Below are 21694 nucleotides of genomic sequence, written 5' to 3'. Positions count from 1 at the left end.
GTGTGGGGCCCTTCGCGTGCCGTGGACGGGACGCGAAGGGCCGTGCGGTCCGGCTCAGTCGAGCCGGTCGAAGATCGCGAACAGCTCCTCGTCGCTCGCGGTGTCGAGGTCCTCGTCCGCCGCGTCACCGCTGCCCGCCGCCTCGGCCGCCTTCAGCAGCTCCCGCAGGCGTACGGTGATCCGGTCCCGGGCCTCCTCGTCGTCCGCCGCCGCGTCGATGGCCGCCTCCAGCCCGGCGAGTCCGGCCAGGACCGGATCGGCGGGGGACGCGCTGCCGGGGGCGAGTTCGCCGAGCAGGTAGGCGGAGAGGGCCTGTGGCGTCGGATGGTCGAAGACGAGCGTGGCGGGCAGCTTCAGGCCGGTCGCCTCGCGCAGCCGGTTGCGCAGCTCCACCGCCGTGAGCGAGTCGAACCCGGCCTCGTTGAACGCCAGGTCCGCGCGCACAGCCGACGGCCCGGCGTGCCCGAGCACCACCGCGGCCTGCGCACGCACCAGGTCCAGCAGGAACTTCGTACGCTCGGCCGCGGGCAGCCCGGTCAGGCGCTCGGACAGCTGCCGGTGGTCGCCGCCGGTGCCCCCCGCCGCCCGGGCCTGCTGCCGGCCCGCGCGGACGAGGCCGCGCAGCAGGGGCGGAACGCCTCCGGCCGCCGCGTCCGCACGCGCTTCCCGCAGGTCCAGCTTGACCGGCACGAGCAGCGACCGCCCGGACGCGACGGCCGCGTCGAACAGCTCCATGCCTTCACCGGACTTGAGCGCCAGGACACCGCCGCGTCCCTCACGACGGCTCATTCGCGTCCTGGTGAGGTCGTCGATGGTGTCCGCCATGCCGGTGGTCTGCTCCCAGGGGCCCCAGGCGAGCGAGAGGCCGGGCAGGCCCGAGGCCCGCCGATGCGCCATCAAGCCGTCCAGGAACGCGTTCGCCGCCGCATAGCCACCACTGCCCGCCCCCATGAAGACGGACGAAGCCGACGAATACACGACGAACGCCTCCAGCCCCGCATCCCGCGTCAGCTCATCCAGATGCCTCACCGCATCCACCTTCGGCGCGAACACCCCCGCCAAACGCTCCGCGGACAACGCCCCGATCACACCGGCATCGAAGACACCCGCCGTATGGACGACACCCGTCAACCGGTGCTCCTCCGGCACGGCCGCCAACAAAGCCTTCACCTCATCGCGATCGGACACATCACACGCCACGACCGACACCACCGCACCCCGCTCGGCCAGCTCAGCGACCAACTCCCCTACACCCTCGGCATCCGCACCCCGACGACTGGCCAGCACCAGGCTCCGCACCCCGTACCGGACGACGAGATGCCGGGCCACCAAGGCACCCAACGACCCGCCACCCGAGACGAGCACGGTCCCCGTGGCCCCGAACGAAGCCTGTGTGTCTGCCAGTTGATCCGATACGCGGGCGAGCCGAGGCACACACAGCTCCGTGCCCCGGAGCGCGATCTGGGGCTCACCAGTGGCGAGTACGGCAGCGAGGACCATGTCCAGCACGGAGCCCGGGTCGTCGTCGGCGGCCGGGTCGAGGTCGAGGAGGACCAGGCGGTCCGGGTTCTCGGCCTGCGCGGCCCGCACCAGACCCCAGACCGCGGCCGCCGCCGGATCCGTCACCGTGCCGTCCCCGGCGGGCACCGCGCCGCGCGTCAGCACGACGAGCCTCGACTCCTCAAGACCGGCCCCGGCCAGCCACGCCTGAACCACCTCCAACACCCTTGTGGACAGGGCGAGTACCGCGTCCTCTCCGTCACCGCCGAAGGCCTCAAAGGCCGCCGCCATCGGCACGGCCGCGCCCGATGCCACCTCGTCCGCCAGCATCGCCACGTCGTCGGCGGCGTACACCGACATCCACGACAGCGCGGAGCTCGCCCCTCGCACCGGGGGCAGCTCGGTCCAGTCCACGTGGAACAGCGAGGTGGCGACCGTCGCGGCTCCCACCTGGTCGGCGGACACCGGCCGGGACACCAGCGAGTCCATGATCACGACCAGACCACCGGTCTCGTCCGCCGCCTCGACCGACAGGCCGTCCTGACGGCCGGGCGCAACCCGTACACGCAGCGCGGAAGCCCCGGCCGCATGCAGCACCAGCCCGTTCCACGCGAAGGCCAGCACCGGCACCCCGTCGTCCTCCGCCGCCGCACCGAGCGTGCCCGCCTGAAGCGCCGCATCGAGGAGCGCGGGGTGGATGCCGTACCGGGCTGCTTCCTTGCGCTGCTCCTCGGGCAGGGCGACCTCCGCGAACACCTCGTCACCGCGCCGCCACACCGCCCGCACACCCTGGAACGCCGGACCGTAGCCGTAACCGCGCTCGGCGAGGTCGCCGTACAGGTCGCCGACCTCCACCGGCTCCGCGCCCGGCGGCGGCCAGGCCGCGAAGTCGAAGCCGGTACCGTCATCGTCCGGCCGGGCCGTGGCCGAGAGGAGGCCGGTGGCGTGCCGCGTCCACGTATCACTGTCGGCGTCGTCCTCGCGCTGGGAGTACACCTCGACCGGGCGCGAACCCGTCTCGCCCGGTCCGCCCACCGCCACCTGCACCCGCACCCCGCCACGCTCGGGCACCACCAGCGGAGCCTCGACCACCAGCTCCTCCAGGACCCCGCACCCGGTCTCGTCACCGGCCCGCACCGCCAGCTCCACAAGACCCGTACCCGGCAGGAGCGCCACCCCGCCGATCGCGTGGTCGGCCAGCCACGGGTGCGCCCGCAAGGACAGGCGCGAGGTGAAGACCAGCCCGTCGGACTGCGGAAGGCGCACCACCGCGCCAAGGAGCGGGTGATCGGCCGGGGCCTGCCCCAGCGACGCCGCGTCGGTCGGCTCCGCGCCCGGTGTGAGCCAGTAGTGCTGGTGGTCGAAGGCGTACGTCGGCAACTCCACGCGCGGCGCCCCCGTCACAGGCAGCACACCACGCCAGTCCACGGCTACGCCCCGCACGAACAGCTCCGCCATCGAGGTGAGCAGCCGCCGCAGACCACCCTCCTCGCGCCGCAGCGAGCCCGTCACCACCGCCGTACTGTCGGCGGCATCGACGACCTCGGTGATCGGCTGGACCAGTACGGGGTGAGCGCTGACCTCCACGAACGCGCCGTGCCCCTGTCTCAGCAGCTCGGCCACGGCGGGACCGAACCGCACCTGACCGCGCAGATTGCGGTACCAGTACCCGGCGTCCAAGGCCTCGGCATCTTCCACCCAGCCGCCGGTGACGGTCGAGTAGAACGGCACCACCGGGGCCTTCGCGTCCACGCCTGCCAACGCTTCGGCGAGGGTGTCCTGGATGTCCTCTACGTGACGGGTGTGGGAGGCGTAGTCGACCGCCACACGGCGGGTGCGGACGCCGTCCCCGGAGAGGGATTCCAGTGCCTCGTCCAAGGCTCGGGCGTCTCCTGCGATCACCACGGACGACGGCCCGTTGACGGCCGCGATCTCAACCCGGTCCGCCCAGGGCCCAAGCCGTTCCAGAGCCTCCGCCTCGCTCAGAGCGACCGAGGCCATGCCTCCGCGCCCGGCCAGCCGCGCCGCGATGGCCCGACTCCGCAACGCCACCACACGCGCCGCGTCTTCGAGAGACAACGCCCCCGCCACGCACGCGGCCGCGATCTCCCCCTGCGAATGACCAAGCACCGCATCCGGCACCACACCCACCGACGCCCACACCGCAGCCAAACCCACCATCACCGCGAAACTCGCGGGCTGCACCACATCCACCCGCTCAAACAGCTCGGGATCCACCTCACCCCGTAGTACGTCGACGAGCGACCAGTCCACCCACCTCCCAAGGGCAGCCGCACACTCCGCCACCCGCTCCGCGAACACCGGAGACGAGTCCAAGAGCTCACGACCCATCCCCGCCCACTGCGCCCCCTGCCCCGGGAACACCCACACCACCTTCCCCGGCATACCCGCACTGCCCGACACCAGATGCGGGCCGCTTTCACCCCGGGCGAGGGCCCGCAGTCCGGTCAGTGCCTCCTCGGCCGAGTCGGTGATCACCACCGCGCGCTCGCCGAAGGTCCCCCGGCCCGACACCAGCGCCCCGGCCGTGTCGGCCAGCGGGGCCTCGCCAGCGGCGTCCTCGACGAACTCCGCGAGGCGAGCGGCCTGCTCCGTCAGCGACCTCCGGCTCCGTGCCGACACGACCAGCGGCACCGCGCCCATGGGGACGGCAGCCTCCGAGACCGGCTCGTCCGAGGCCTCCTCCAGGATCAGATGCGCGTTCGTGCCGCTCACGCCGAAGGACGACACACCCGCCCGGCGCGGACGACCGTTCCGCGGCCACGCGCGGGCCTCGGTCAGCAGCTCGACGGCGCCCGCCGACCAGTCCACCTGGTTCGACGGCTGCTGGACGTGCAGCGTGGGCGGCATGACGCCGTGTCGCAGCGCCTGCACCATCTTGATCACACCGGCCACACCCGCGGCGGCCTGCGCATGCCCGATGTTCGACTTCAACGAGCCCAGCCACAGCGGCCGTTCCGGGTCCCTGCCCTGTCCGTACGTCGCGAGCAGGGCCTGCGCCTCGATCGGGTCGCCCAGGGCCGTGCCCGTACCGTGGCCCTCCACCACGTCCACGTCCGTGGGAGTGAGCCCCGCCGTGTCGAGGGCCTTGCGGATCACCCGCTGCTGGGAGGGGCCGTTGGGGGCGGTCAGGCCGTTGGACGCGCCGTCCTGGTTGACCGCGCTGCCGCGCAGCACGGCCAGGACCCGGTGCCCGCGTTCGCGCGCCACCGAAAGACGCTCAAGGAGTACGACACCCACGCCCTCGGCGAGGCCCATGCCGTCCGCGCCGTCCGCGAACGCCTTGCACCGCCCGTCGTCGGCCAGCCCCCGCTGCCGGGAGAACGCCATGAAGGCACCGGGTGTGGCCATCACCATCGCGCCCCCGGCCAGGGCCATGGAGCACTCGCCCTGCCGCAGGGCCTGCGCCGCCAGGTGCATCGCCACAAGGGAGGACGAGCAGGCGGTGTCGACCGACACGGCCGGGCCCTCGAAGCCGAACGCGTACGAGACCCGGCCCGACGCGACGCTGCCCGCGAGGCCCGTGCCCGCGAAGCCCTCGACCTCCGGAGCGATCACTCCGGTGCCGTAGCCCTGGCCGGCCACGCCGGTGAAGACCCCGACGTCGGTGCCCTTCAGTGACAGGGGGTCGATGCCCGCGTGCTCCAACGCCTCCCAGGAGGTCTCCAGGAGCAGCCGCTGCTGCGGGTCCATCGCCAGGGCCTCACGCGGGGAGATACCGAAGAACCCCGCGTCGAAGAGACCCGCCCCGCGCAGGAAACCACCCCGGCTCGTGTACGACGTACCGGCATGATCAGGGTCCGGATCGAACAACCCCTCCAAGTCCCAGCCCCGGTCCTCCGGGAAGCCGGAGACCGCGTCCACCCCGTCGGCCACCAGCCTCCACAACTCGTCCGGCGACCCCACACCACCCGGATACCGGCACGCCATCGACACGACGGCGATCGGCTCATTCGTGTCGGCCGCCGCAGCCGTCGGGCGCGTCGGCGTCTGCGACGCGTCGGCCGTGTCGTCGGCCGCCTCGTCGCGCAGATGGCGGGCCAGGGCCAGCGGGGTCGGGTAGTCGAAGACGAGCGTGGCGGGCAGTTTCAGGCCGGTCGCCCCGCGCAGCCGGTTGCGCAGCTCCACCGCCGTGAGCGAGTCGAACCCGGCGTCCCTGAACGCGGTCTCCGCCTGTACGCCTCCCGGCCCGGCGTGCCCGAGCACGACCGCGGCTTCGGTCCGCACCAGATCCAGGAGGAAGGCCTGCTGCTCTACCCCCGCGAGCCCGGCGAGGCGCGCGGACAGCTGCCGGTGCCCGTCCCCGGCGCCCGCCGCCCGTGCCAGGTGGCGGCCCGCGCGGACGAGGCCGCGCAGCAGAGGGGGCACGGCTCCGCCGGACGCCGCGGCAGCGCGCACGCCCCGCAGGTCCAGCTTGACCGGCACGAGCAGCGCCTGCCCGGACCCCGCGGCGGCGTCGAACAGCTCCATGCCCTCGGCCGCCGCGATCGCCCGCACACCGCCGCGGCTCGCCCGCGCCTGGTCGACGTCGGTGAGGTGACCGGCCATGCCGAGGCTCCGCTCCCACAGGCCCCATGCCAGCGAGAGGCCGGGCAGGCCCACCGCCCGGCGGCCCGCCATGAGCCCGTCGAGGTAGGCGTTGGCCGCCGCGTAGCTGCCCTGTCCGGCGCCGCCGGACAGGCCCGCGACGGACGAGAACACGATGAACGCGTCCAGGTCCAGGTCGCGCGTCAGCTCGTCGAGGTGCCGCACCGCGTCCACCTTGGGCGCGAACACCCCCGCGAGCCGTTCCGGGGACAGCGCCTCGATGAGCCCGTCGTCGAACACGCCCGCGGTGTGCACGACACCCGTCAGCCGGTGCTCCTCCGGTACGGCCGCCAGCAAGGCCTTCACCTGGTCGCGGTCGGACACGTCACAGGCGATCGCCGCCACCGTCGCGCCCCGCTCGGTGAGGTCGGCGACCAACTCCGGTACTCCCTCGGCGTCCGGGCCCCGCCGACTGGCGAGGACCAGGCTCCGCACGCCGTGCCGGGTGACGAGGTGGCGGGCCACCAGGGCGCCCAGCGATCCGGCGCCCGAGACGAGGACGGTGCCCTCCGGCCCGAACACCGCCGGACCGTCCGTGACATGACCGGCGACACGGCCGAGCCGGGGCAGGGACAGAGCCGCCCCGCGCACCGCGAGCTGCGGCTCCCCGCTGGCCATGACCGCTCCCAGCACCGCGTCCACCGTGCTGTCCGCCGTGGGGTCGGTGTCCACCAGGACGATCCGGTCCGGGTGCTCGGACTGCGCGGCCCGCACCAGGCCCCACACCGCGGCCGCCGCCGGGTCCGTGACCATGTCCTCGCCACCGGCGGCGACCGCGCCCCGGGTCACCACCACCAGGGGCGACTCCCCGAGGGCCGTCTCGGCCAGCCACGCCTGGAGCACCGCGAGGACCTGGGACGTCAGCGTCAGCACGGCGTCGTCCTCGTCACCGCCGACCGCCTCCAGGACGCCCACCACAGGCCCGTCACCGGCTTCCAGGGCGCCCGTCACGGGCACCTCACCGGCCAGGAGCGCCACGTCGGCGGCGCTGGCCACCGGCGCCCACGGCGGGCACGGTGCCGGTCCCCGCGCCGAGGGCAGCTCGGTCCAGTCCACGTGGAACAGCGAGGTGGCGACCGTCGCGGCCTCCACCTGGTCCACGGACACCGGCCGGGACACCAGCGAGTCCATGGTCACGACCAGAGCACCAGTCTCGTCGGCAGCCTGCACGGACAGCGCGTCCGGGCCACTGGGCGCGACCCGCACGCGCAGCGCGGAAGCCCCGGCCGCATGCAGCACCAGACCGTTCCACGCGAAGGCCAGCACCGGCACCCCGTCGTCCTCCGCCGCCGCACCGAGCGTGCCCGCCTGAAGCGCCGCATCGAGCAACGCGGGATGGATGCCGTACCGGGCTGCTTCCTTACGCTGCTCCTCGGGCAGGGCGACCTCCGCGAACACCTCGTCACCGCGCCGCCACACCGCCCGCACACCCTGGAACGCCGGACCGTAGCCGTAACCGCGCTCGGCCAACACCTCGTAGAAGTCACCCACGTCGACCGGCTGCGCGCCGCGCGGCGGCCAGACGGCGAAGTCCACGTCAGTACCGTCACCCGGCCGGACCGTGGCCGAGAGGAGGCCGGTGGCGTGCCGCGTCCACGTATCACTGTCGGCGTCGTCCTCGCGCTGGGAGTACACCTCCACCGCGCGCGAGCCGTGCTCCCCGGGCGCGGCCAGGGTCACCTGCACCCGCACTCCGCCCCGCTCGGGCACCACCAGCGGAGCCTCAACCACCAGCTCGTCCAGGACCCCGCACCCGGCCTCGTCACCGGCCCGCACCGCCAGCTCCACAAGACCCGTACCCGGCAGGAGCGCCAGGCCACCGACCTTGTGGTCGGCCAGCCAGGCGTGCGTCCGCAAGGAAAGGCGCGAGGTGAAGACGAGCCCGTCGGTTTGCGGAAGCCGCACCACCGCGCCCAGGAGCGGATGCTCCGCCGCAGCCTGCCCCAGCGACGCCGCGTCGGTGGCCTCCGCGACCTGCTTGAGCCAGTAGTGCTGGTGGTCGAAGGCGTACGTCGGCAACTCCACGCGCGGCGACCCCGTCACGGGCAGCACACCACGCCAGTCCACGGCTACGCCCCGCACGAACAGCTCCGCCATCGAGGTGAGCAGCCGCCGCAGACCGCCTTCGTCCCGGCGCAGCGAGCCCGTCACCACCGCATCCCCATCGCTCGCGTCCACGGCCTCGGTCACCGGCTGCACGAGTACGGGATGGGCGCTCACCTCTACGAACACGTCGTGGCCCTGCCCCAGGAGGTCGAGGACGGCCGGGCCGAAGCCCACCCGCCCGCGCAAGTTGCGGTACCAGTACTCCCCGTCCAGCACTCCCGCGTCCGCCACCCAATTGCCGGTGACAGTCGAGTAGAAGGGGACCGTCGGCGCCTGCGCGCTCACCTCCGCCAGTGCCTCGGCGAGGGTGCCCTGGATGTCCTCTACGTGGCGGGTGTGGGAGGCGTAGTCGACCGCCACGCGGCGGGTGCGGATGCCGTCACCGGAGAGGGACTCCAGTGCCTCGTCCAAGGCTCGGGCGTCTCCTGCGATCACCACGGACGACGGCCCGTTGACGGCCGCGACCTCCACCCGGTCCGCCCAGGGCCCAAGCCGTTCCAGAGCCTCCGCCTCGCTCAGAGCGACCGAGGCCATGCCTCCGCGCCCGGCCAGCCCCGCCGCGATGGCCCGACTCCGCAACGCCACCACCCGCGCCGCGTCCTCAAGAGACAACGCCCCCGCCACACACGCGGCCGCGATCTCACCCTGCGAATGACCAAGCACCGCATCCGGCCGAACCCCGACGGACTCCCACACCGCAGCCAAACCCACCATCACCGCGAAACTCGCGGGCTGCACCACATCCACCCGCTCAAACAGCTCGGGACCCACCTCACCCCGTAGTACGTCGACGAGTGACCAGTCCACCCACCGCTCCAACGCCGCCGCGCACTCCCCCACCCGCTCCGCGAACACCGGCGAAGCATCGAGGAGTTCACGACCCATCCCCGCCCACTGCGACCCCTGCCCCGGGAACACCCACACCACCTTGCCCGGCGCACCTGCCTTGCCCGACACCAGGTGCGGGCCGCTCTCGCCCCGCGCCAGCGCCCACAGGCCGCCGAGGGCCTCGTCCGCCGAACCCGCCACCACCACCGCGCGCTCGCCGAACACCCCTCGGCCCGCCACCAGGGCTCCGGCCGCCGAGGCCAGTGACACCCCGTCGGCGGTGTCCGACTCCAGGTAGGCGGCGAGGCGCTTCGCCTGGCCCGCGAGTGAGGCCCGGCTTCGCGCCGAGACCACCAGCGGTACCACACCCCCCGACTCCGACCCCTCCGAGGCCGGCTCCTCGGGTGCCTCCTCCAGGATCAGGTGCGCATTCGTGCCGCTCATGCCGAACGCGGACACCCCGGCCCGGCGCGGGCGCCCGTCGCGCGGCCACGGGCGCGCCTCCGTCAGGAGCTCCACCGCACCCAGGGACCAGTCGACTTGGGGCGTGGGCGCGTCCACGTGGAGAGTCGCCGGGAGCAGCCCGTGCCGCAGCGCCTGCACCATCTTGATCACACCCGCCACACCGGCGGCGGCCTGCGCATGGCCGATGTTCGACTTCAACGAGCCCAGCCACAGAGGCCGTTCGGGATCCCGACCCTGCCCGTACGTCGCCAGGAGCGCCTGCGCCTCGATCGGGTCGCCCAGGGTCGTGCCCGTGCCGTGGCCCTCCACCACGTCCACGTCGGCCGGGGCGAGGCCCGCGTGGGCCAGGGCTCCGCGGATCACCCGCTGCTGCGCGGGGCCGTTGGGGGCGGTCAGGCCGTTGGAGGCGCCGTCCTGGTTGACCGCGCTGCCGCGCAGCACGGCCAGGACCCGGTGGCCGCGCTCCCGGGCCACCGACAGGCGCTCCAGTACGACCACGCCCACGCCCTCGGCCCAGCCGGTGCCGTCCGCCGACGACGAGAACGCCTTGCACCGTCCGTCAGCGGCCAGGCCCCGCTGCCGGGAGAACTCCACGAAGGCCCCGGGTGTCGCCATCACGGTCGCGCCCCCGGCCAGGGCCATCGAGCACTCGCCCTGCCGCAGCGCCTGCGCGGCCAAATGCATCGCGACCAGCGACGACGAGCACGCCGTGTCCACCGTGACCGCCGGACCCTCGAAACCGAGCACGTACGACACCCGGCCCGACGCCACACTCGTCGAGCCGCCGGTGCCCGCGAAGCCCTCCACCTCCGTCGTCACTCCGCCGGCCCCCGGGGCGACGTACCCCTGGGTGAACACCCCGGAGAACACCCCGACATCGGCGCCCTTCAGCGCGCCCGGGTCGATCCCGGCCGCTTCCAGGGCCTCCCAGGACGTTTCGAGGAGCAGCCGCTGCTGCGGGTCCATCGCCAGGGCCTCGCGCGGGGAGATGCCGAAGAACCCCGCGTCGAAGAGACCGGCTTCGTGGAGGAAACCGCCCTGCCGGGTGTACGACGTGCCCGTGCTTTCGGGGTCCGCGTCGAACAGGCCCTCAAGGTCCCAGCCCCGGTCCTCGGGAAACCCCGACACCGCGTCCCGGCCCTCGGACACCAGACGCCACAGGTCCTCGGGGCCCGCAACACCGCCCGGCAGCCTGCACGCCATCCCCACGATCGCCACCGGCTCGCGGGAAGCGTCGCGGAGCTGCCGGTTCTGCTGCTTCAGCGAGCCGACCTCTTCCAGCGACTTCCGTAGCGCCTGGACGACTGTTTCATACGACGCGCTCACTTGAATTCCCCAATCAGCCAGCGGTTTCGGAAGGTCTCAGTCGCCGAGCGCCAGGTGCACGAGGTCGTCGACGTCCAGCTCGGCGATCGCCCGCGTGCCGTCGGCCCCCTCGGCCCCCTCGGCCCCGTCGGTCGCGCCCGTGCCCGGTCCGGCGTCGCCCGTGGCGGCGAGCTCGACCAGGGCGTCCAGCAGTCCGGCCGCCCGGAAACGGGCCAGCGGGACGGAGGCGAGTGCCTGCCGCAGCCGCGCCTCGTCCGGCTCCTGTCCGCTCGCGGCACCGCCCGTGGCACCGCCCGCGTCGCCGTCCGGGAGCAGTACTCGGTGCAGATGCCGGGCCAGGGCGAGCGGGTTCGGATAGTCGAAGACCAGGGTGGCGGGCAGCTTCAGGCCGGTCGCCTCGCGCAGCCGGTTGCGCAGCTCCACCGCCGTGAGCGAGTCGAACCCGGCCTCGTTGAACGCCAGGTCCGCGCGCACCCCTGACGGCCCGGCGTGTCCGAGCACGGCCGCGGCCCGGCCCCGGACCAGATCCAGGAGCACGGCTTCCCGCTCCGCCGCCGCGAGCCCGGCGAGCCGGTCGGTCAGGCGGCGCCGCGCGTCGCCACCGCCCGCCGCCCGCGCCTGTTGCCGTCCGGCGCGGACGAGGCCGCGCAGCAGGTGCGGCACCCCGCCCCCGGCCGCCGCGTCGGCGCGGACGCCCCGCAGGTCCAGCCTGGCCGGTACCAGCAGGGCCTGCCCGGAGCCCACGGCCGCGTCGAACAGCTCCATGCCCTCCGTCAGCGTCATCGCTCGCAGGCCGCCCCTGCGGTTCATCCGATTGCGAGTGAGGTCGTCGGTGTGGGCGGCCATGCCGCTGGTCTGCTCCCACAGGCCCCAGGCCAGGGACAGGCCGGGCAGACCCGCCGCCCGCCGCTTGGCCATCAGACCGTCCAGGAAGGCGTTCGCGGCCGCGTAACTGCCACTGCCCGCCCCCATGAAGACGCCGGACACGGACGAGTAGACGACGAACGCATCGAGATCCAGACCCAGTTCACGCGTCAGCCCGTCCAGGTGCCGCACCGCGTCCACCTTCGGCGCGAACACCCGCTCAAGACGCTCCGGCGTCAGCGTCTCGATGACGCCCGCATCCAGTACACCCGCGGTGTGCACGATGCCGGTGAGCCGGTGCTCGTCCGGTACGCCCGCCAGCAAGGCCTTCACCTGGTCACGGTCGGACACGTCACACGCCACCACCGATGCCACCGCACCCAGCTCGGCGAGCTCGGCCACCAGCTCCGCCACGCCTTCCGCCTCCGCGCCCCGACGACTGGCCAGCAGCAGATGCCGTACGCCGTACCGAGTGACGAGGTGCCGGGCCGCCAGGCCGCCGAGCGCCCCGGTGCCGCCGGTGATGAGGACGGTCCCGCCCTGCGTGAACAGCGCCTCGCCATCCGCCCCTTGCGCGGCTTCCCGGACGAGCCGGGGAACGGAGAAGGTCCCTCCGCGCACCGCGATCTGGGGCTCCCCGGCGGCGAGGACAGCCCCCAACACCGTGTCCAGTACGGATCCCGTTCCGTCGCCGGAGCCCGGGTCGAGGTCCAGCAGGACGATCCGGTCCGGGTGCTCGGCCTGCGCGGCCCGCACCAGGCCCCAGACGGCGGCTCCCGCCGGGTCCGTCACCGCGCCCTCGCCCGCGGGCACCGCGCCCCGGGTCACGACCACGAGCCGCGCGTCCTCGACACCGGCCCCGGACAGCCAGGCCTGCACCACGTCCAACACCCTTGCGGACAGGGCGAGTACCGCGCCCTCGCCGGCACCTCCGAAGGCCTCAAGGACCGCCGCCGTCGGGACTGCCGCGCCCGACGCCACTTCCTCCGTCAGCGTCGCCACCTCATCGGCGGCGGCCACCGGCATCCATGACAGCGACGCACCCGCTCCCCGCACCTGGGGCAGGTCGGTCCACTCCACGCCGAAGAGCGAATCGGCGGCCACGGCGTCCTCCGTCTCCTCCTCGTCGAGGGACACCTCCCGCCACGTCAACGAGTCCGCCGTCACCACCAGGCCACCCGTTTCGTCCGCCGCCTCCAGCGACACGGCGTCGGGCCCGCCGGGCACGAGCCGCACCCGAAGCGCCGAGGCACCCGCGGCGTGCAGCACCAGGCCGTGCCAGTCGAGCGGCTGCCGCGGCTGCTGGAGGTCCCCGGAGGCGTCATCGCCGAGGCCGGCGAACACCCCCGCGTGCAGGGCCGCGTCGAAGAGGGCTGGGTGCAGGCCGAAGCCACCCGCGTCCTTGTGCTGCCCCTCGGGCAGCGCGACTTCCGCGAAGACCTCGTCGCCGCGCCGCCACACCGCCCGCACACCCTGGAACGCCGGGCCGTACGTGTAGCCCCGCTCGGCCAGGTCGGCGTAGAAGTCCCCGGTCCCGAGCGGCTCGGCGCCCGGTGGCGGCCAGGCCGTGAAGTCGAAGCGGGGGCCGCCACCACCGGCCGGATCGGCCGCCGACAGGGCCCCGACCGCGTGCCGCCTCCACGTCTCGCCCTCTCCCTCACCCTGGGAGTACACCTCCACCGTCCGCGAGCCGTCCTCCTCCGGCGCTCCCACCGTGACCTGCACCCGGACACCACCGCGCTCGGGCACCACCAACGGGGCCTCGAATCCCAGCTCTTCGAGCACCCCGCACCCGGCCTCGTCACCGGCCCGCACCGCCAGCTCCACCAGAGCCGTAGTCGGCAGGAGCACCGCACCGCCGAGCGCGTGATCACCCAGCCACGGATGCGACCGCAGCGAAAGGCGCGAGGTGAAGACAAGCCCGTCGGACTGTGGAAGCCGCACCACCGCGCCAAGGAGCGGATGCTCCACCGCCGCCTGCCCCAGCGACACCGCGTCGGTCGCCCGCACGACCGGCGTGAGCCAGTAGTGCTCGTGGTCGAAGGCGTACGTCGGCAACTCCACGTGCGGCGACCCCGTCACGGGCAGCACACCACGCCAGTCCACGGCTACGCCCCGCACGAACAGCTCGGCCATCGAGGTGAGCAGCCGCCGCAGACCGCCCTCCTCGCGCCGCAGCGAGCCCGTCACCACCGCATCCCCATCGCTCACGTCCACGGCCTCGGTCACCGGCTGAACGAGTACGGGATGAGCACTCACCTCTACGAACACCCCGTAGCCCTGCCCCAGGAGGTCGATGACGGCCGGGCCGAAGCCCACCCGCCCGCGCAGATTGCGGTACCAGTACGCGCCGTCCAGCACTCCCGCGTCCGCCACCCAACCACCGGTGACAGTCGAGTAAAAAGGGACCGTCGGCGCCTGCGCGTCCACTCCGGCCAGCGCTTCGGCCAGCACGCCCTGGATGTCCTCGACGTGACGGGTGTGCGAGGCGTAGTCCACCGCCACCCGGCGCACCCGCACTCCGTCACTGGAAAGCGCCTCCAGCATCTCGTCCAACGCCTCGGCGTCACCCGCGACCACCACCGATGACGGCCCATTGACGGCCGCGATCTCCAGTCGTCCCGCCCAGGGCTCCAGACGCCCGGCGGCCTCCTCCTCGTCCAGGGCAACCGACGCCATGCCACCCCGCCCCGCCAGCTCCCCAGCGATGGCCTGACTTCGCAACGCCACCACACGCACCGCGTCCTCAAGAGACAACGCCCCCGCCACACACGCGGCCGCGATCTCCCCCTGCGAGTGACCAAGCACCGCATCCGGCACCACACCCACCGACGCCCACACCGCGGCCAAACCCACCATCACCGCGAAACTCGCGGGCTGCACCACATCCACCCGCTCAAACAGCTCGGGCTCCACCTCACCCCGTAGTACGTCGACGAGTGACCAGTCCACCCACCTCCCAAGGGCAGCCGCGCACTCCGCCACCCGCTCCGCGAACACCGGAGACGAGTCCAGGAGTTCACGACCCATCCCCGCCCACTGCGCCCCCTGCCCCGGGAACACCCACACGACCTTGCCCGGCGTGCCCGTACCGGTCACCACACCGGCCGCGTCCTCGCCCCTGGCCAGCGCGTACAGTCCGGCGAGGGCCTCGTCGTCCGTGCCCGCCACCACCACCGCACGCTCGTCGAGGACGGCCCGGCCGGAGACCAGCACCCCGGCCACACCCGCGAGGGACACCCCGTCGGTGTCCGACTGCACGTACGCCGCGAGGCGCCCGGCCTGTCCCGCCAGGGAACCCGCGCTGCGCGCCGACACCACCAACGGCACCACATCCACCGGCACCGGCTCCTCCACGACCGGCTCCTCGGGCGCCTCCTCCAGGATCAGATGCGCGTTCGTGCCGCTGATGCCGAATGAGGACACCCCGACGCGGCGCGGACGGCCGTTGCGCGGCCATGCGCGCGCCTCGGTCAGGAGCTCGACGGCGCCCGCCGACCAGTCCACTTGGCGGGTGGGCTCCTGTGCGTGCAGCGTGGGCGGCATGACGCCGTGGCGCAGCGCCTGGACCATCTTGATCACGCTGGACACACCGGCGGCGGCCTGCGCATGCCCGATGTTCGACTTCAACGAGCCCAGCCACAGCGGCCGTTCGGGATCCCGACCCTGCCCGTAGGTCGCGAGGAGCGCCTGGGTCTCGATCGGGTCGCCCAGGGTGGTGCCCGTGCCGTGGCCCTCCACCACGTCCACGTCGGCCGGGGTGAGGCCCGCGTGGGCCAGGGCCTTACGGATCACACGCTGCTGGGAAGGGCCGTTGGGGGCGGTCAGACCGTTGGAGGCACCGTCCTGGTTGACCGCACTGCCCCGGATCACCGCGAGCACCCGGTGGCCGCGCTCGCGGGCCACCGACAGGCGCTCAAGGACCACCAGCCCGACGCCTTCGGACAGGACCGTTCCGTCCGCGCCGTCCGCGTATGCCTTGCACCGGCCGTCGGCGGCCAGGCCACGCTGCCGCGACATGCCGAGGACACCGATCGGGGACCCCATCACGGCGACGCCACCGGCCAGGGCCATCGAGCACTCGCCCTGCCGCAGCGCCTGCGCAGCCAGGTGCATCGCGACCAGGGACGAGGAGCACGCCGTGTCCACCGTGACCGCCGGGCCCTCGAAACCGAAGGCGTACGCCACCCGGCCCGAGGCCACGCTGCCCGCCGTGGCGGTGGTGACGAAGCCTTCGAGTTCGGCGGGCATGTTGCTGAGGGATTCCAGATAGTCGTGGATGGAGACGCCGGAGAAGACGCCGACGTCAACGCCGCGCGCCGTGGTCGGGTCGATGCCCGCCCGCTCCAGGGCCTCCCAGGAGGCTTCGAGGAGCAGCCGCTGCTGCGGGTCCATCGCGAGGGCCTCGCGCGGTGAGATGCCGAAGAACCCGGGGTCGAAGAGGCCCGCGCCCTGGAGGAAGCCGCCCTGACTGGCGTACGACGTACCGGCGTTGTCGGGATCCGCGTCGAACAACCCCTCCAGGTCCCAGCCACGGTCCTCCGGGAAGCCCGACATGCCCTCGCGGCCTTCGCTCACCAACTGCCACAGGCCGTCGGGGTCGCTCACGCCTCCGGGCAGTCGGCACGCCATGCCGACGACGGCGATCGGCTCGTCGGGGTCAGCGACGGCGGACGAAGCGGTCGGGACGGCCGCGCCGTCCGCCGTCTCCGCCAGTTCCTCACGCAGGTGGCGGGCGAGCGCCACGGGGGTCGGGTAGTCGAAGATCAGGGTGGCGGGCAGTTTCACTCCGGTCGCCGCGCTGAGCCGGTTCCGCAGCTCGACCGCGGTCAGGGAGTCGAAGCCGATGTCACTGAACCCCCTTGTGCCTTGGGTCAGTTCGGGGCCACTGAAGCCGAGTACGCCGCCCGCCTCGCCTTGGACGACGGACAGCAGGAGTGCCTCCTGGTCGGCCTGGGGAAGCCCGGCGAGGCGGCGGGTCAGGCCGCCGCTGTCCCCGGCCGCCGCCCGTGCCACGCGCCGTCCCGTGCGGACGAGGCCGCGCAGCAGATGCGGCACCGTGCCGCCCGCCGCCGCCTGGGTCCGCAGCGTGCGCAGGTCCAGCTTGATCGGCACGAGGAGCGCCTGGCTCATGTGCAGGCCGGCGTCGAGGATGCCCAGGCCCTCGGCCGGGGTCAGCGCCAGTACGCCGCCGCGGCTCATCCGCGCCTGGTCGACGCTGCTGAGGTGTGCGGTCAGGCCCGCGGCCTGTTCCCACAGGCCCCAGGCGAGGGAGAGCCCGGGCAGGCCCGCCGCGCGCCGTCGCGCCATCAGACCGTCGAGGTAGGCGTTGGCCGCCGCGTAGTTGCCCTGGCCCGCCGACCCCATGAGCGCGGCGGCGGACGAGAACACCACGAACGCGTCGAGGTCGAGGCCCCGGGTCAGCTCGTCGAGGTGCCGCACCGCGTCCACCTTCGGCGCGAACACCCCCGCGAGGCGCTCCGGGGTCAGCGCCCCGATGACCCCGTCGTCCAGCACACCGGCCATGTGCACGACCCCGCTCAGCCCGTGCTCGTCGGGCACCGCGGCCAGCAAAGCCCGCACCTGCTCGCGGTCGGAGACGTCGCACGCCACGACCGATACGGTCGCGCCCTGCTCGCGGAGTTCGGCCACCAGCTCCGGTACGCCCTCGGCGTCCGCGCCCCGGCGACTGGCAAGCAGAAGGTGCCGCACACCGTGCCGGGCGACCAGATGGCGGGCCACCAGGCCCCCCAGGGAACCTGTTCCACCAGTGAGTAGAACGCTCTTTCCAGAGCCGAATGTGTTCCCCGCCCCCGGCACCCGACCGGCGACACGGACGAGCCTGGGCACGCAGTACCTCGTTCCACGCACCGCGACCTGCGGCTCACCGCCCACAAGCACCGCTCCCAGCACCACGTCCAGGTAGCCGTCCGCCGTGGGGTCGGTGTCCAGCAGAACGAAACGGTCCGGATTCTCCGCCTGGGCCGCACGCACCAGACCCCACACGGCCGCCCCCGCCGGGTCACTCACCACACCCGAACCCGCGGGCACCGCCCCCCGGGTCACGACCACCAGGCGGGACTCCGCGGTGCCCGCCTGGGCCAGCCACGCCTGCACCGCTCCCAGCACGCGGGAGGTCAGGGCGAGTACCGCGTCGTCGCCGTCGGCGCCGTAGGCCTCCAGGACGACCACCGGCGGGGCGGCCGTGCTTGCGGTGAGGGCCGTGACGTCGGCGGCCGTGGCCACCAGTGCCCAGGACGGTGCGTCCCCCTGCGCCAGGGGAAGTTCGGTCCACTCCACGCCGAACAGCGCGTCGTGGGTTCCGTCCGCTGCCGCGGTGTCCAGCTGGTCGGTGGAGACGGGCAGGGACACCAGCGAGTCCATCGTCAGGACCATCTCGCCGGTGTCGTCGGCGGCGTGGAAGGACAGGGCGTCCGGGCCGCACGGGGCGACCCGCACGCGCAGCGCGGAGGCGCCCACGGCGTGCAGCAGCAGCCCGTTCCACGCGAACGGCAGCACCTTGCGGTCGTCGTCCGGGCGGGCGAAGGCGTTCGTGTGCAGGGCGGCGTCGAGGAGCGCCGGGTGAATGCCGAACCTGCCCGCCTCCTCCCGCCGCTCCTCGGGCAGGGCGGCCTCGGCGAAGACCTCGTCGCCGCGCCGCCACACCGCGCGCAGGCCCTGGAAGGCGGGGCCGTACGCGTAGCCGCGCTCGACCAGGTCGGCGTAGAAGTCCGTCACCGGGACCGGTGCCGCGCCGGGCGGCGGCCAGGCCCTGAAGTCGACGTCCCGGCGCGCACCGGGCGTCGTCGGCGAGGCCGCCAGGAGGCCGGTGGCGTGCCGCGTCCACACCTCGGCGCCGCCGGCGGCGTCCTCGCGCTGGGAGTACACGTCCACGGTTCGCGCGCCTGTCGCGCCGGGGCCGCTGACCGCGACCTGGACCCGCACCCCGCCGCTGTCGGGCAGCACCAGCGGCGCCTCGATGACGAGTTCCTCCAGGAGGCCGTGGCCGAACTCGTCCCCGGCGCGCACCGCCAGGTCGACGTACACCGTGCCGGGGACGAGGACCGCGCCGCCGATGGCGTGGTCGGCGAGCCACGGGTGGGTGCGCAGCGAGAGGCGTGAGGTGAAGACCAGGCCGTCGGACTGCGGCAGCGGCACGACCGCGCCGAGCAGCGGGTGGTCGGCCCCGGTGAGCCCGAGCGACGCGGAGTCCGTGGCGGCGTCGGCCATCCGGAGCCAGTAGTGCTGGTGGTCGAAGGCGTACGTCGGCAGGTCCGCGCGCCGGGCGGCGGCCCCGGGGGGCAGCGTCGCGGCCCAGTCCAGGGTCACACCTCGTACGAACAGCTCGGCCATGGACGTCAGGAGGCGCCGGGGGCCGCCGTCCTCGCGCCGCAGGGATCCGGTGACGACGACATCGGCGTCGGTGGCGTCGGCGGTCTCGGTGATGGCCTGGACGAGCACCGGGTGGGCGCTGACCTCCACGAACACCCCGTGCCCCTGGTCGAGGAGATCGGCGACGGCCGGGCCGAACCGCACGCGCTCGCGCAGATTGCGGTACCAGTACGCGCCGTCGAGGACTCCGGCGTCCGTCACCCAGCCGCCGGTGACGGTCGAGCGGAACGGCACCGCGGGCGCCTGGGCGCGGACCCCGGTGAGGACCTCGGCCAGGGTGTCGCGGGCGTCCTCCACGTGCCGGGTGTGCGAGGCGTAGTCCACCGCGATCCGCCGGATGCGTACGCCCTGGTCGTCGAGTGCCTCCAGCGCCACGTCCAGGGCTTCGGCGTCGCCCGCGATCACCACGGACGAGGGCCCGTTGACGGCGGCGACCTCGACCCGGTCCGCCCAGGGTGCCAGGCGTGCGGCCGTGTCCTCCTCGCTGAGCGCGACGGACGCCATGCCTCCGCGCCCGGCGAGCCGCGCCGCGATGGCCTGACTCCGCAACGCCACCACCCGCGCCGCGTCGTCGAGGGAGAGCGCCCCGGCCACGCAGGCCGCCGCGATCTCGCCTTGAGAGTGGCCGAGGACCGCGTCCGGCTCCACCCCCACCGACGCCCACACCGCCGCCAAGCCCACCATCACCGCGAAGCTCGCGGGCTGCACCACGTCCACCCGCTCGAGCAGCTCGGGCTCGGCGTCGCCTCGTAGGACGTCGATGAGTGACCAGTCCACCCACCGCTCGAGGGCAGCCGCACACTCCCCCACCCGCTCCGCGAACACCGGGGAGGAGTCCAGGAGTTCACGGCCCATGCCGGCCCACTGCGAGCCCTGTCCCGGGAACACCCACACGACCTTGCCCGGTGTGCCCGTACCGGTCACCGGACCGGCGGCCGCGTGCTCGCCGCGTGCCAGGGCCCGCAGCCCGGTCAGCGCCTCCTCGGCCGTGCCCGCGACCACCACGGCACGCTCGCCGAGGACGGCCCGGCCCGTCGCGAGCGTCCCCGCGACCGCCGTGAGCGGCGCCACGTCGGCGTCCGACTCCAGGTGCGCGGCGAGGCGTTCGGCCTGGGCCGCCAGTGAGGCCGTGGTGGCCGCGGAGAGCACCAGCGGGACCACGCCCGTCGGCTCGGGGGCGGGGTGCTCCTCCTCGGCGGGGGCTTCCTCGACGATGAGATGGGCGTTCGTGCCGCTGGCGCCGAAGGCGGAGATCCCGGCCCGGCGCGGACGCCCGTTCCGCGGCCAGTCCCTGGTCTCGGTGAGGAGCTCGACCGCGCCCGCCGACCAGTCGACCTGCGGGGTCGGCGCGTCCACGTGGAGGGTCGCCGGGAGCACGCCGTGCCGCAGCGCCTGGACCATCTTGATGACACCGGCCACGCCGGACGCCGCCTGCGTGTGGCCGATGACGGACTTCACCGAGCCGAGCAGCAGCGGCCGCTCCGGGTCCCGGCCCTGCCCGTACGTGGCCATCAGGGCCTGGGCCTCGATCGGGTCGCCGAGGACCGTGCCCGTGCCGTGGCCCTCCACCGCGTCCACGTCGGACGGGGAGAGGCCCGCGCCGGCCAGGGCCTTGCGGATCACCCGTTGCTGCGCGGGGCCGTTGGGGGCGGTGAGGCCGTTGGACGCGCCGTCCTGGTTGACCGCGCTGCCCCGGACGACCGCGAGGATCCGGTGGCCGCGCTCACGGGCCACCGAAAGGCGTTCCAGGAGCACCACGCCCACGCCTTCGGCCCAGCCGGAGCCGTCGGCGCCCGCGGCGTAGGACTTGCAGCGGCCGTCGAAGGCGAGCGCCCGCTGCCGGGCGAACCCGACGAACCCGCCCGGCGTCGCCATGACCGTCGAGCCGCCCGCGAGGGCCATCGTGCACTCGCCCCGGCGCAGCGCCTGCGCGGCGAGGTGGATCGCCACGAGGGACGAGGAGCACATGGTGTCGACGGTCACCGCGGGGCCTTCGAGCCCCAGGGTGTACGCGACGCGGCCGGAGGCGACGCCGCCCGCGGTGCCGAGGGCGCGCTCCAGGCTGAGGAACCCTTCGAAGCCGCTGAGGTCGGGGGCGTAGTCCTGGTGCACGATGCCCGCGAACACGCCGATGTCGCCGCCGCGCAGCGCGTGCGGGTCGATCCCGGCGCGTTCGAAGGTCTCCCAGGACACTTCGAGGAGCTGGCGCTGCTGCGGGTCCATCGCGAGGGCCTCGCGCGGGGAGATGCCGAAGAACGCGGCGTCGAAGCGGGCGGCGTCGTGCAGGAAGGCGCCCTCGCGCACGTACGTCGTACCGGGATGGTCGGGGTCCGGGTGGTAGAGGCCCTCGACGTCCCAGCCCCGGTCGTCGGGGAAGGCGCCGTAGACGTCGGCGCCTTCGGACACCACGCGCCAGAAGTCCTCGGGGCCGCGGATGCCACCGGCGTAGCGGCAGGCCATGGAGACGATCGCGACGGGTTCCGCGGCGGCCGCGACGAGTGTGCTGTTCTCCTGCTGAAGCCGGGCGTTCTCCTTCAGCGAGGCACGCAGTGCCTCGATGACCTGCTCGTCTGGCGCCGACATAGCCATCCTTCCGGGACTCGTT

Annotated in this window: 2 protein-coding genes; both read right to left on the bottom strand. The window is 73.8% G+C overall.

Going from position 1 to position 21694, the window contains the following annotated elements:
* Positions 1–54: 54 nt before the first annotated feature.
* The gene (locus tag MQV74_RS34630; RefSeq protein ID WP_242726914.1) at positions 55–10833 is read right to left on the bottom strand and encodes a type I polyketide synthase; all 10779 of its coding nucleotides are present in this window, start codon (positions 10831–10833) and stop codon (positions 55–57) included.
* 36 nt (positions 10834–10869) lie between these two features.
* Entirely contained in the window at positions 10870–21672 is a 10803-nt protein-coding gene (locus tag MQV74_RS34625; protein WP_242726912.1) for a type I polyketide synthase, read from the bottom strand.
* Positions 21673–21694 lie beyond the last annotated feature (22 nt).

This window comes from Streptomyces sp. AN091965 (assembly GCF_022698285.1).
GTDB lineage: Bacteria > Actinomycetota > Actinomycetes > Streptomycetales > Streptomycetaceae > Streptomyces.
This window is presented reverse-complemented; position numbering and strand designations above follow the sequence as displayed.